Below are 12,264 nucleotides of genomic sequence, written 5' to 3'. Positions count from 1 at the left end.
GGGCAGCTCGCGGGCGGCGTCAAGCCCTGTTTCCGGGCCGCCCCCCGCGACCTGGGATTTCCCGGTAATCCCACCTGTTCGGTGGAGAAGGCGTGGCCGGTCGGCCAGCCACCGGCACCGCCGTACGGTGGGCCACGGCACACCGGCGGTGGAGCCGGTACCGAGGCGCTAGTGTCGATCTCGTGCCGACGCGGAGAGCGAAGATTCCAGCGACGAAGTACCCGGTCGAACGGTTCACCCTCGACAACGGCCTGCGCGTGGTGCTCACGCCGGACCGCAGCGCCCCGGTCATCGGGGTGGCGGTGGTCTACGACGTCGGCATCCGCTCGGAGCCGGAGGGACGCACCGGATTCGCGCACCTCTTCGAGCACCTGATGTTCCAGGGCTCGGAGAACCTGGAGAAGCTGGCCCACTTCCGGCACGTCCAGGGCGCGGGCGGGACGTTCAACGGCTCCACCCACCTGGACTACACCGACTACTTCGAGACGCTGCCGGCAAACGCCCTGGAACGGGCGCTGTTCCTGGAGGCCGACCGGATGCGCGGCCCGCGGCTGACCGAGGAGAACCTGCGCAACCAGGTCGACGTGGTCAAGGAGGAGATCCGGGTCAACGTGCTGAACCGGCCGTACGGCGGGTTTCCCTGGCTGACGCTGCCCCCGGTGATGTTCGACACCTTCCCCAACGCGCACGACGGCTACGGCTCCTTCGTCGACCTGGAGTCGGCCACCGTTGCCGACGCCGCCGACTTCTTCCGCGGCTACTACGCCAGCGGCAACGCGGTGCTCGCGGTCAGCGGTGACATCGACGTGACCGAGGCGACCGAACTCATCGAGCGGCACTTCGGGGACGTGCCGGCCCGGCCCGCCCCGCAGCGGCCCGACTTCGCCGAGCCCGACCTGACCGCCGAGCGGCGCAGCACGTACACCGACGCGCTGGCCCCGCTCCCGGCGGTGGCCGGCGCGTGGCGGGTGCCCGACCCGATCGACGACTTCACCGGTTACCTGCCCTATGTGGTGCTGGCCGAGGTGCTCACCGACGGCGACGCCTCCCGGCTGGTCGAGCGGCTGGTGCAGCGCGACCGGTCGGTGACCAGCCTCGGCGGGTACGTCGGGTTCATGGGCGACCCGTTCGACGTGCGCGACCCCACCGCGCTGCTGCTCCAGGCGCACCTGCCGCCCGGCGGTGACGTGGACAAGGTGCTGCGCACCATGGACGAGGAACTGGACCGGCTGGCGACCGACGGGCTGACCGAGGGGGAGCTGGCGCGTACCCAGGCCCGGATGGTCACCCACCTGCTGCGCGACACGGACGCGGTGCTCGGCCGCGCGCTGCGGATGGCGGTGCTGGAACAGCAACGCGGCGAACCCGGCCTGCTCAACGACCTGCCCCGGCTGGTCGGCGAGGTGACCGAGGAGCAGGTCCGCGCCGCCGCCGCCACACTGCGGCCCGAGCGCCGCGCGTCCGTCGAGGTCATTGCCGGAGGTGGGCGGTGAGCGCGAGGAGTGAGCCGGTTTTGCGAGCCCCGCAGTCGCGAACGGAGATGGCCCAGTGACTACGACCACCGTCCGGCCGCTGCCGGCGCTCGGTCCCAACCGCCGCCTCAAGGTGCCGAAGCAGGCCGAGCGCACGCTCCGCAACGGCCTCACCGTGATCGCGGTACGCCGCTCCGCCGTACCGCTGGTCGAGCTGCGGCTGTGGATGCCGTTCGGACGTACCCACCTGGCCCGTGGCGCGATGCTGGCGCAGACCATGCTCTCCGGCACCGAGGCGCACAGCGCCACCGAGCTGGCCGCCGAGTTGCAGAAGGTCGGCGGCGGGCTGACCGCCGGTGTCGACCCGGATCGGCTGATGCTTTCCGGCGCGGGCCTGGTCACCGGGCTGGACCGGATGCTGGAGCTGCTGGCCGAGGTGCTCACCGGCGCCGCCTACCCGGCCGACTGGGTGGAGACCGAGCGGGACCGGCTGGTCGACCGCATCCAGGTCGCCCAGAGCCAGCCGTCCCACCTGGCCCGCACCGCGCTGCTCAAGCGGGTGTACGGCCGGCACCCGTACGCGGTGCAGACGCCCGACCCGGACCAGGTCCGGGCGGTCCGCCCGGCCGCGTTGCGCCGGCTGCACGCCGAGCGGGTGCACCCCGCCGGCGCGGTGCTGGTGCTCGTCGGCGACGTGGCGCCGGAGCGGGCGCTGGACGCGGCCGAGAAGGCGCTCGCCGGGTGGCGCGGTGACGGCCACATCGCCGAGCTGCCGCCCGCGCCGCCGCTGGAACCCGGGCCACTGCTGCTCGTCGACCGGCCCGGCTCGGTGCAGTCCTCGGTACGCCTCGCGCTCCCGGCGGTGCCCCGTACGCATCCGGACCACGCCGCGCTGCAGCTCGCCAACCTGATCTTCGGCGGCTACTTCTCCTCCCGCTGGGTGGAGAACATCCGTGAGGACAAGGGCTACACGTACGGGCCGCGCTCGCTCGTGGAGCACTCGGTGGCCGGTTCGCTGCTCGTCGCCGGTGCCGAGGTGGCCACCGAGGTGACAGCGGCGGCGCTGGTGGAGACGACCTACGAGCTGGGCCGCCTGGCGACTGTGCCGCCGAAGCCCGACGAGCTGGATCAGGCGCGTCAGTACGCGCTCGGCACGCTCCAGCTCGGGATGTCCACCCAGGCTGGTCTCGCGTCGCTGACCAGCGCGTACGCCGGCAACGGGCTGCGGCTGGACTTCCTCGCCGAGCACGCCGCCCGGCTGGCCGCCGCGACGGTGGACGACGTGGCCGAGGTGGCCGCCCGTTACCTGGCGCCGGCGCGCGCGGTCACCGTCGTGCTCGGCGACGCGGCGCGGGTGGCCGACTCGCTCGCCGCGCTGACACCGGTGCGTACGGAATCGGCATGAGCGGCGAATCCGCGCCGCCGCTGGCCCGGTCCACGCTCGACCGGGCCGCGCACCGGCGTGCCGACCCGGCCTGGCTGACCGAGGCGTGGGAGCGGGCCCGGGTGCTGGTGCTCGACTCCGCCGCCGAGGGGAGGGCGCTGGTCCGGGGCGCGGCGGCCCCGCCGGAGCTGGTCCTGGTCGCTCCCGGTGAGCTGACCGAGGTGCCCCGGTCGGTGCCGATGTTCCTCGGCGTCGAGCCGGACGGCGTCCCGGTCTTCGCTGTGGACGGGCCGCTGCCGGTGCTGCCGGACACCCGTCCGGCCCACCTGCGCGAGGTCGGCCATCTGATGACCGACCGGGACGCGGGCCTGTTCACCACCGGGCTCGCGCTGCTCAACTGGCACCTGCGGCACGGCTACTCGTCGACGACGGGCAAGCCGACCCGCGCCGACGAGGCCGGCTGGTCGCGGATCGACCCGCACGGTGACCGGGTCTGGCCGCGCACCGACCCGGCCATGATCGTGCTGGTGCACGACGGGGTGAACGGCCCGGACGGCCGCTGCCTGCTCGGCAACAACGCGACATGGCCGCGCACCCCGGGCATGCGCCGCTATTCCTGCCTGGCCGGATACGTCGAGCCCGGCGAGTCGGCCGAGGCCGCCGTGCTCCGCGAGGTCCGCGAGGAGGTCGGCGTCCCGGTCGACGAGATCGCGTACGTGGGCAGCCAGTCCTGGCCCTTCCCGGGCTCGCTGATGCTGGGCTTCCTGGCCCGCGCCGACGCGGACGCGCCGATCCGGGTCGACCTGGCCGAGATCGCGCACGCGCGCTGGTTCACCCGCCGGGAGATCGGCGCGGCGCTCGCGGACGAACCGGTGCCGGTCGGTGGGGGAGACCGGCTGGTGCTGCCGCCGCCGTCGTCGATCGCGTTGTTCCTGGTGCACCGCTGGCTCGACGGCCACTGCTGACCACCTGCCCGGGCGCCGAGATGGACGCGGCCCCGACCCGGGCCGTCGTTGCCGCGACGGCCGCGGGCCGGGAACACGTTCCGTCGTGGCCGGGTGTGGCGGGGAACGGCGAGGGAGGCCGGTCCGGCCGGCGACGGACGTGAGCGTCCGGTCATCCACCGTCCCAGCGGTACTGGTGCCAGGCGGCGGGCTCCTCGATCGGCAGCACCTTGACCCGGTGCCGGCCGGCGCGTACCGCCCCGACGGCGGACAGCGCGCGGGCGAGCAGGAGGGCGGCGTCCCGGTCCTCGGCGTGGACGACCTGGCGGCGGGGTTCCGGCGTGCTCTTCTCGTCCCGCAGCCGGCGACCGCCGGCCCAGGCGGCGGCGATCTCGGCGTCGGCGACGGTACGGATCTCGGTGCGGACGATCAGGAACCGCATGGTGTCCCCCGGACAATCGGCGGTTACACGCTGGAACTTCCACGTCACTCCCGCGTCATGTTACGCCGATGTTTCCGCCCGGCAAGGGAAACGCACCACCTCGACCGATCGGGGGATCCCAGGTCAGCACCGTTGTCGAGGACGGACAGGTGAGGGGGCCGCCGGTTCGCGCCGACGGCCCCCGTGGTTCGCCGGATCAGTCCAGATCGAACTGACCGCTCTTGGTGCCGGCGAGGAAGCCGAGCCAGCCGGCCCGGTCGAACAGCAGGACAGGTCCGCTCGGGTCCTTGCTGTCCCGCAGCGCCACCGTCGCCGGCCCGGAGTCGAGCGGCGCGACCTCCACGCAGTTGGAGGTCTGGCTGCGGGTGCTCTTGCGCCAGGCGGCGCCGGCGAGCCGTGCCGAGAGGGCGGTCGTGCTGGTGCGGGTCTCGTTCATGGTGCTTGCTCCTGGTGAGGTGCTCCGATGGGGACGAGCGGCACCCGCGCGGGCAGCGTCCGTGTCGGATCACCGCTCCTTGGTGAGGCGCCCCGAGTCCCGGCGACGTTGGGCCGGCGCCGTTGCCGGCCCGTACGCCACCGTGGACTCGACTGCCGTGCCGGTCAGCCGTCCTGTCGCCTCGATCAACCAGGAGAGGGTGTCCGATGCGGAGAGCGCCGACGAGCATAGCCACTCGAACACCACTTTATAGCGATTTAGGGTGTTTGCCTCGGTCGACATGACGTCGGTGAACCCACCTTCGATGGCGAGCGTCTCCGGATCGAGGGGATCGGCGAACCGGTAGACCGAGAACGCGGTCGGCGGAAGGAACCAGTCACCGACCCGGGTGTCCCGCAGCAGCAGGCGCAGCGTCACGTTCGGAAGCTGCGCCATCTCGCACAGGTGGACGAGCTGCTCGTGCAGCACCTCCGGCGGCCCGGCCCGGCGGCCGAGCGCGGCCTCCTCCAGCACCGCCGTGTAGCGGGGCACGTCGGGGGAGCGGGTCAGCAGCGACTGGCGGGCCTGCCGGGCGCGTACCTCGGTCTCGGGATCCTCGCTCTCCGGGTCGCCGGCCTCGGCGGCCACCTGCGCTGCGGACATGATCCGGTGCCGGGCGTACCCGGGCGTCTGCAACAGCCCCGGCACCAGCACCGGGTTGTACTCGGAGATCTCCGCGCAACCGCCCTCCAGCTCGGCGAAGGCGCGCTGCTGCTGGGTCATCACCGGGAAGTTGCGCAGCCAGCCGCGCATGTCGCCGGCCTCGTGGGTGATGCCGGTCAGCTCGGCGCGCTGCTCCTCGTCGGCGCCGTAGAGCGTCAGCAACGCGTCCACGTCGTCCGGGTCGGGACGGCTGCGGCCGTTCTCCAGGCGGGACAGCTTGGATGCGGAGGCCCAGCCGATCCGCTCGATGACCTGGTCACCGGTCAGACCGGCCTGTTCGCGGAGCCGGCGCAGCTCGGTGCCGAGCCGGCGACGGCGCAGAATCGGGCCTGGTACGGCAGGAGGCACGGCGTCCTCTTTCCCGTCGACCGTCGCTTGACGCAACGGTAACTGTATGAAATTCGCCCCCCACGGTCAGTATGGACGGCGCGACCGGCGCCGGAGGTTCCGGCGAGGGCGTGTCACGTGACAAAAAGAGGACTGTGGAGGGCGTCTTCACCTGCGCCCGCCCCCGACGCGCCCTGGTGGCGCACCCCCTCCGGAGGGAATCGATGCGCACCGTCCTGCGCCGCCCCGACTTCCGTCTCCTCTTCGCCGCGCTCGTCGCGAGCATGGCGGCGGAGTCGGTCCTGCTGCTCGCCCTGGCCGTCTGGGTCAAGGACCTGACCGGTTCGGACAGCATGGCCGGGGCGACCATCTTCGCGGTCATCGCGCCGATGGCGCTCGCCCCACTGGTCGGCTGGGTGGTCGACCGCTGCCGCCGGCGACCGTTCTTCATCGCCGCCAACCTGGTCGCGGCAGTGCTGCTCAGCCCGCTGCTCGCCGTCCGGGACCGGTCCGACGTCTGGGTGATCTACGTGGTCGCCGCGCTCTACGGGCTGTCGTACATCACGCTCGCCGCCGTGCTGAACGGACTCATCCGGCATCTGGTCCCGGCCGAGCTGCTGGCCGACGCGAACGGACTGCTGCAGACCGTCCGGCAGGGCCTGCGGCTGATCGGGCCGCTGACCGGGGCCGGTGTCTACGCCGTGGTGGGCGGATGGTTGCTCGTCGTCATGGCCATGACCGGCTTCCTGACGGCGGCGGCGGTGGTCGCGCGGCTGCGCGTCGTGGAGGGCACACCGCCACGGCCGGCCCGCCGCGGTCCGTCCGAGCTGAGCGCGGGGCTGCGCCACCTGACCGGCGAGCCGGCGCTGCGCCGGGCGCTGCTCGGGTACGGGCTCGGCTCGCTGGTGATGGGCTTCACCGAGTCGCTGATCTTCGCGTACGTCGATCTGGGCCTGCGCCGCGACGCCGCGTTCGTCGGCGTGCTCGTCATGGTGCAGGGCGTCGGCGGCCTGGCCGGCGGCCTGTTCTCGGCCGCCGTGGTCCGCCGGTTCGGCGAGGTCGGCGCGCTCGCCGCGGGCGTGACGTTCTTCGGACCGGCCGCGCTGGCGCTCGCGTACCCCCGGTTGTGGCTCGGGGTGGTGGCGCTGCTGCTGGCCGGCCTCTCGCTGCCGCTGACCATGGTGGGGTTGAACACGCTGATCCAGCGGCGGACCCCGCCGCGGCTGCTGGGCCGGGTCACCGCCGCGTCCGAGGCCCTGGTCAGCGGTCCGCAGGCGCTCTCCATCGGCAGCGGTGCGCTGCTCGTCGGCGTGTTCGACTACCGGCTGCTGTTCGCGGTGGTGGGGGTGGTCACCACGGCGGCCGGCCTCTACCTGTGGCGGGGTCGCGGGCTGACCACGCCGGTCGCGGCGCCGGTCCGGATCCCGGCGCCCCGGTGGCCGGCCGACGACGGGGTGCTCAGCCCCGGGGGGTCCTGAACGCGACGAGCGGCCGCACCCGATCCGGGTACGGCCGCTCGCGGCGTCGCGGGAGATCAGCCGGGCAGCGCGGCCAGGTGCTGCTTGACCTGGGTGATCGAGGGGTTGGTCAGGGCGCTGCCGTCGGCGAAGCGCAGCGTCGGGACGGTCTGGTTGCCACCGTTGACGCCCATCACGAAGTCCGCGGCCGCGGGGTCCTGCTCGATGTCGACCACCTCGTACGCGATGCCCTCCCGGTCGAGCTGCGACTTCAGCCGGTGGCAGTAGCCGCACCACGGGGTGGAATACATCGTCAGCATGGTCTGCTCCTCCAGGGGGTGACTCGCGCCCGGTCCGATCAGGCCAGGCTAACCGCTGCAACGTCGGACGATGCTGGGATGATTCCCTGCTGTGGGTGTTCACTCAGGTGCGGAACGGGTGCTGGCCGGACTGGATCCGGAGCAGCGGTCCGCGGTCACCGCCCCGGCCGGGCCGGTCTGCATCCTGGCCGGCGCCGGCACCGGCAAGACCCGGGCGGTGACGTCGCGGATCGCGTACCGGGCGCTGACCGGCGACATCGCCGGTCGCCACGTGCTGGCGGTCACGTTCACCGCCCGTGCCGCCGCCGAGATGCGAAGCCGTCTCACCGTGCTCGGGGTGCAGGGTGTGCAGGCGCGCACGTTCCACGCCGCGGCGCTGCGGCAGGTCCGCTACTTCGCGCCCCGGCTGCTGGCCGGGCGGGCCATGCCGGAGCTGCTGGACAGCAAGGTGCGGGTGGTCACGCTGGCCGCCGCCAAAGTCGGCCTGCGCGCCGACCGGGCCGCCGCGCGGGACCTGTCCGCCGAGATCGAGTGGGCCAAGTCGTCGCTTGTCGAGCCCGGGGAATACGTGGTCGCCGCGGCCAAGGCGCTGCGCGAGACGCCGTACGAGCCGGCCCGGGTGGCCGACGTGTTCGACGCGTACGAGCGGCTCAAGCGCGGCAACGGCGTGATCGACTTCGAGGACATGCTGCGCGCGGCGGTCTGGGGCATCGAGGAGCACCCGGACGTGGCCGAGCAGGTGCGTAACCAGTACCGGCACTTCGTGGTCGACGAGTACCAGGACGTCAACCCGCTCCAGCAGCGGCTGCTGGAGGCGTGGCTGGGCGGCCGGGACGACCTGACGGTGGTCGGCGACGCCAGTCAGACGATCTACTCGTTCACCGGGGCCACCTCGTCGTACCTGGTCGACTTCCCCCGGCTGCGTCGGGGCGCGACTGTGGTCCGGCTGGTCCGCGACTACCGCTCCACCCCGCAGGTGGTGGGGCTCGCCAACGCGGTGATCTCCCAGGCCCGGGGCGCCGAGGCGCGGCTGCGGCTGGAGCTGCACGGCCAGCGCCGGCCCGGCCCGGAACCGGAACTGCGGATCTTCACCGACGAGCCGGCCGAGGCGAACGCGGTCGCCGCCCGCTGCCGGGCGCTCGTCGCGGGCGGCACCCCGGCGCGGGAGATCGCGGTGCTGTTCCGCACCAACGCGCAGTCCGAGGCGTACGAGAAGGCGCTCTCCGAGGCCGGGGTGCCGTACGTGCTCCAGGGCGCGGAGCGGTTCTTCGAGCGGCCCGAGGTGCGCCAGGCGATGATCGCGTTGCGCGCCGCCACCCGGTCGGCCGACCCGGGGACCCCGCTGCCGGCCGCCGTGGTGGAGGCGCTCACCGCCGTCGGCTGGGCGCCCGACGCGCCCCCGCCCGGCGGCGCCGCCCGTGAGCGGTGGGAGGCGCTCGCCGCGCTGGTCCAGCTCGCCGAGGAGTACGCGGCGGAAGCCGAGGACGAGCCCGGCCTGACCGGCTTCACCGAGGAACTCGCCCGGCGGGCCGCCCAGCAGCACGTGCCCACCGTCGAGGGGGTGACGCTCGCGTCGCTGCACTCGGCGAAGGGGCTGGAGTGGGACGCGGTGTTCCTGGTCGGGCTGGCCGAGGGCACGCTGCCCACCACGTACGCGAAGACAATGGAGCAGGTCGAGGAGGAGCGGCGGCTGCTCTACGTCGGGATCACCCGGGCGCGGGAGTGGCTCTGGCTGTCGTACGCCACTTCGCGCTCGCCCGGTGGCCGGTCCCGGCGGCCGTCGCGGTTCCTGCCGCAGCTCGACCGCTCCGGCGGCGGGGAACGGGCCCGCGGCGGGGAACGGGCCGGCGGCGCCGGACCGGCGCGGCGGGCCGAGCGGCGCCGGCCGCAGGTGGTCTCCTGCCGGATCTGTGGCGCCACGCTGCTCGCCGGCGCGGACCGCAAACTGGGCCGCTGCCCGACCTGCCCGTCGGACATCGACGATGAGCTGTACGAGCGCCTGCGCGAGTGGCGGCAGCGGGTGGCCGGCGCGCAGAAGGTGCCGGCGTACGTGGTCTTCACCGACGCCACGCTCACCGCGCTGGCCGAGCGGAAGCCCGGCCGCACCGAGGAACTGGTGGCGATCGCCGGGATCGGGCCCCGAAAAGTGGGGCTTTACGGCGATACGGTGCTGGCCCTGGTGGCGGGCTCCACCGTGGACGAGGTCTGCCCGCAGAAAACTTTCGAAATCTAGCCTTAAATCGTTTGCCCTCCCCCGAGGGCGAGGAATAGCCTCAGGACACACCTCGCGAGCGGCGTCGTTCTGGCTGCTCAAGGGGGATGAGTCCGTGGTCGGCACGAGGAGAGTAGGGAGGTGGCACCAATGAAGATCTTCAACTATGAGCGTCTCGCGGCGATGCCGTCTGCCGTCGCTCCGCTGTCGGCTGTCCGGGTGGCCCTCGCTGCTCGACCGTCGGTTCCGCAGGTGCACCAGGTCCAGGTTCAGGCCGAGCTGAACCTGACCGTTGCGCCGATCGCCGGAGTCGAGGGGACCAGTGGCTTCGCGGGCATGGGCATCGATGGCGCCAAGAAGCGCACGGATGTCCGCGGCGTTCCACCTCGAGGTAGACCGGTCTGATCCATCAGACGCCGGCTCACCTCGAGGCCGCGGAACCCGCTACCGGGATCCGCGGCCTCAGTTTTTTGTCCCGCCGAAGTACGTCGGAATGCGATCCACGAGATCGAAGTGAGAGAGAGGTGACCGGAGGATGAGTCTGGCGTTGGCCCCACTCGACGTGAGCGTCGAGGTGGAGGCGAACCTGCCCTGCCGGAAGTTCGACCCCGACCTGTGGTTCTCCGACTCGCCCGCCGAGCTGGAGCTGGCCAAGTCGCTCTGCGGGGACTGCCCGCTGCGCGTCGAGTGCCTGGCCGGCGCGGTCGAGCGAGCCGAGCCCTGGGGCGTCTGGGGCGGCGAGATCTTCGAGCGTGGCGCGGTCGTCCCGCGCAAGCGGCCCCGTGGCCGTCCGCGCAAGGAGGACCTCGCCCGTGACGCGCAGCTCCGGGTCGAGGCGGAGGCGCGACTGGCGGCCAGCGGGCTGTCCGAGTCGCGGAACTCCGTCCGGCTGGCAGCCTGACACACCTACGAACCGAGCCCGACCGATGCCGGTGTCCCTCCACCGGCCGACCTGAGAGAGAAATTCTGATGCTGAACCTGCCGAACGGATTCGAGATGCAACTACTCCACGAAGCGTTGTCCAGGGCCCGAATGCGCCGGCCTCAGGCCGGTCGCACCACCACGAGCACTGAGGCAACCCGTTCCGCCCGTAACGTCGCCATGCGGAGTCGCAGCCAGTCGGCCCGCGACCTGGGCGTTCTGTAGAACGAACACATGAGGAAGGGGCGGTGACCGACAGGTCACCGCCCCTTCGCCGTTCCTCGGCGCAGGATGGTGCTCAGGGCACCGGCGCGAAGCCCGGCAGCCAGCGTTCCAGGATCGACCGGTAGGACGCCTTCGCCTCCAACTGGCAGAGCACACCGATCGAGCCCAGCGTCACCCGGTGGATCATCAGGTACGACGGGGGCAGGTTGAGCTGGCGGCTGAGCTGGTAGGCGGGGGAGCGCGGGCTGGCCAGCCGGGTCGCCTCGGCGCGCAGCCAGGCCCGGGTGAAGCGGAACTCGTCGGCGGCGATCGGCTCCAGCATCGGGCGGAGGAAGTCGAGCACCGACGGGGCGTCGATCGACTCGGTACGGCTGACGAAGCCCTCGGCGCGCAGCCCCTCCACCACCGCGTCGGCGTCCCCGCGCAGCGCCAGCGCCGCGATCCGGCCGATCGGCTCCGGGGTGCCCTGCGGCATCCGGGCCACCGCCCCGAAGTCGATCACACCGAGCCGCCCGTCCGGGAGCAGCCGGAAGTTGCCCGGGTGCGGGTCGGCGTGCAGCAGCCCGGCCCGCTCCGGCGCGGACAGGTGCAGCTCGGCCATCAGCCGGCCGGCCTCGTTCCGCTGCTCCTCGGTGCCCTCCCGGATGATCTGGGACAGCGGGATGCCCTCCACCCACTCGGTGATCAGCACCCGCGGCGCGGCGTCGAGCACCTCCGGGATGAAGATGTCCGGGTCGTCGGCGTACGCGGCGGCGAACGCCCGCTGCGACTCCGCCTCCAGCTCGTAGTCCAGCTCCTCGGTGATGCGTTCGCGCAGCTCGGCCAGGAGCGGCTTCACGTCCAGCCCCGGCTGGATGGCCCGGAACATGCCGCCGAGCCGGGAGAGCTGCTTGAGGTCGGCCAGCAGGGCGTCACCGGCCCCCGGGTACTGGATCTTCACGGCCACGTCCCGGTGGAGAGGGCCACCGGCCGGGCCGTACCCCGGGTCGCGCCAGACCGCGCGGTGCACCTGCCCGATGCTCGCCGCGGCGGCCGGAGTGTCGTCGAACTCGACGAACCGGTCGCGCCAGTCCGGGCCGAGTTGCTCGGCCAGCACCTTGTGCACGGTGGCCGCCGGCAGCGGCGGCGCGGCCTCCTGGAGTTTGGTGAGCGCCTGCCGGTAGGGCGCGGCGACCTCCTCGGGCAACGCCGCCTCGAACACCGAAAGGGCCTGGCCGAACTTCATCGCCCCGCCCTTGAGCTGCCCGAGCACGCTGAACAACTGCTCGGCGGTGCGCTGCTGGATCTCGGCGGAGATGACGTCGGACGCGAGGCCGGTCATCCGCTTGCCCATGCCGAGCACGGTTCGACCGGCGAACCCGAGCGGCAGGGCGGCGAGTTTGGCGGTGCGGGACACGGCCCGGCGCGGGATGTCGGTCACCC

12 protein-coding genes are annotated in these 12,264 nt (G+C 72.9%); 7 read left to right on the top strand and 5 right to left on the bottom strand.

Features of this window, described 5'->3' with window-relative positions:
* The first annotated feature begins 182 nt into the window (after positions 1 to 182).
* Genes ACFYO8_RS17630 through nudC form a run of 3 tightly spaced genes read left to right on the top strand, consistent with a single transcriptional unit; the run spans position 183 to position 3,821 of the window.
* On the top strand, positions 183 to 1,493 hold the full coding sequence (locus tag ACFYO8_RS17630) for a pitrilysin family protein (RefSeq protein WP_355095171.1): 1,311 nt from the start codon (positions 183 to 185) through the stop codon (positions 1,491 to 1,493).
* 55 nt (positions 1,494 to 1,548) lie between these two features.
* Entirely contained in the window at positions 1,549 to 2,877 is a 1,329-nt protein-coding gene (locus ACFYO8_RS17625) for a M16 family metallopeptidase (protein ID WP_387257333.1), read from the top strand.
* Complete coding sequence (nudC, locus tag ACFYO8_RS17620; RefSeq protein WP_354871633.1) at positions 2,874 to 3,821, top strand: NAD(+) diphosphatase; 948 nt, start codon at positions 2,874 to 2,876, stop codon at positions 3,819 to 3,821. The genes ACFYO8_RS17625 and nudC overlap by 4 nt, the downstream gene beginning before the upstream one ends.
* Before the next feature lie 151 nt (positions 3,822 to 3,972).
* On the opposite strand, the gene ACFYO8_RS17615 is transcribed toward nudC, so the two are convergent.
* The 3 genes from ACFYO8_RS17615 to ACFYO8_RS17605 all read right to left on the bottom strand — a co-directional run bounded on the left by ACFYO8_RS17615 (position 3,973) and on the right by ACFYO8_RS17605 (position 5,728).
* The gene (locus ACFYO8_RS17615) at positions 3,973 to 4,242 is read right to left on the bottom strand and encodes a hypothetical protein (protein ID WP_387257331.1); all 270 of its coding nucleotides are present in this window, start codon (positions 4,240 to 4,242) and stop codon (positions 3,973 to 3,975) included.
* A gap of 196 nt (positions 4,243 to 4,438) precedes the next feature.
* Positions 4,439 to 4,678, bottom strand: a complete 240-nt coding sequence (locus ACFYO8_RS17610; protein WP_354871628.1) for a DUF397 domain-containing protein — start codon at positions 4,676 to 4,678, stop codon at positions 4,439 to 4,441.
* A gap of 69 nt (positions 4,679 to 4,747) precedes the next feature.
* Positions 4,748 to 5,728, bottom strand: coding sequence for a helix-turn-helix transcriptional regulator (locus tag ACFYO8_RS17605; protein ID WP_355095165.1), 981 nt, complete (start codon positions 5,726 to 5,728; stop codon positions 4,748 to 4,750).
* Positions 5,729 to 5,931: 203 nt separating this feature from the next.
* Here ACFYO8_RS17605 and ACFYO8_RS17600 point away from each other — a divergent pair, with 203 nt between their 5' ends.
* The gene (locus tag ACFYO8_RS17600; RefSeq protein WP_387257330.1) at positions 5,932 to 7,185 is read left to right on the top strand and encodes an MFS transporter; all 1,254 of its coding nucleotides are present in this window, start codon (positions 5,932 to 5,934) and stop codon (positions 7,183 to 7,185) included.
* Positions 7,186 to 7,241: 56 nt separating this feature from the next.
* Here the strand turns inward: ACFYO8_RS17600 and ACFYO8_RS17595 are convergent, their stop codons facing one another.
* Positions 7,242 to 7,484 carry a mycoredoxin gene (locus tag ACFYO8_RS17595; protein WP_354871623.1) on the bottom strand — a complete coding sequence of 81 codons (243 nt, stop codon included), beginning with the start codon at positions 7,482 to 7,484 and terminating at the stop codon, positions 7,242 to 7,244.
* Positions 7,485 to 7,575: 91 nt separating this feature from the next.
* On the opposite strand from ACFYO8_RS17595, the gene ACFYO8_RS17590 reads away from it, so the two are divergent.
* From ACFYO8_RS17590 to ACFYO8_RS17580, 3 genes are all read left to right on the top strand, one after another.
* The gene (locus tag ACFYO8_RS17590; RefSeq protein ID WP_354871621.1) at positions 7,576 to 9,717 is read left to right on the top strand and encodes an ATP-dependent DNA helicase UvrD2; all 2,142 of its coding nucleotides are present in this window, start codon (positions 7,576 to 7,578) and stop codon (positions 9,715 to 9,717) included.
* 129 nt (positions 9,718 to 9,846) lie between these two features.
* The gene (locus tag ACFYO8_RS17585; RefSeq protein ID WP_184688293.1) at positions 9,847 to 10,101 is read left to right on the top strand and encodes a hypothetical protein; all 255 of its coding nucleotides are present in this window, start codon (positions 9,847 to 9,849) and stop codon (positions 10,099 to 10,101) included.
* A gap of 130 nt (positions 10,102 to 10,231) precedes the next feature.
* On the top strand, positions 10,232 to 10,597 hold the full coding sequence (locus ACFYO8_RS17580; protein WP_091422217.1) for a WhiB family transcriptional regulator: 366 nt from the start codon (positions 10,232 to 10,234) through the stop codon (positions 10,595 to 10,597).
* Between the two features lie 318 nt (positions 10,598 to 10,915).
* Here the strand turns inward: ACFYO8_RS17580 and ACFYO8_RS17575 are convergent, their stop codons facing one another.
* Complete coding sequence (locus ACFYO8_RS17575; protein ID WP_354871617.1) at positions 10,916 to 12,262, bottom strand: AarF/ABC1/UbiB kinase family protein; 1,347 nt, start codon at positions 12,260 to 12,262, stop codon at positions 10,916 to 10,918.
* Positions 12,263 to 12,264 lie beyond the last annotated feature (2 nt).

The sequence above is a fragment of the Micromonospora sp. NPDC005257 genome (genome assembly GCF_042872445.1).
Classification (GTDB): Bacteria; Actinomycetota; Actinomycetes; order Mycobacteriales; family Micromonosporaceae; genus Micromonospora.
This window is presented reverse-complemented; position numbering and strand designations above follow the sequence as displayed.

Bases quoted from the DNA above. Each gene is read 5' to 3' on its own strand.
- nudC (WP_354871633.1), top strand. From the start codon at position 2,874: ATGAGCGGCGAATCCGCGCCGCCGCTGGCCCGGTCCACGCTCGACCGG.
- ACFYO8_RS17615 (WP_387257331.1), bottom strand. From the start codon at position 4,242: ATGCGGTTCCTGATCGTCCGCACCGAGATCCGTACCGTCGCCGACGCC.
- ACFYO8_RS17610 (WP_354871628.1), bottom strand. From the start codon at position 4,678: ATGAACGAGACCCGCACCAGCACGACCGCCCTCTCGGCACGGCTCGCC.
- ACFYO8_RS17600 (WP_387257330.1), top strand. From the start codon at position 5,932: ATGCGCACCGTCCTGCGCCGCCCCGACTTCCGTCTCCTCTTCGCCGCG.
- ACFYO8_RS17595 (WP_354871623.1), bottom strand. From the start codon at position 7,484: ATGCTGACGATGTATTCCACCCCGTGGTGCGGCTACTGCCACCGGCTG.
- ACFYO8_RS17585 (WP_184688293.1), top strand. From the start codon at position 9,847: ATGAAGATCTTCAACTATGAGCGTCTCGCGGCGATGCCGTCTGCCGTC.
- ACFYO8_RS17580 (WP_091422217.1), top strand. From the start codon at position 10,232: ATGAGTCTGGCGTTGGCCCCACTCGACGTGAGCGTCGAGGTGGAGGCG.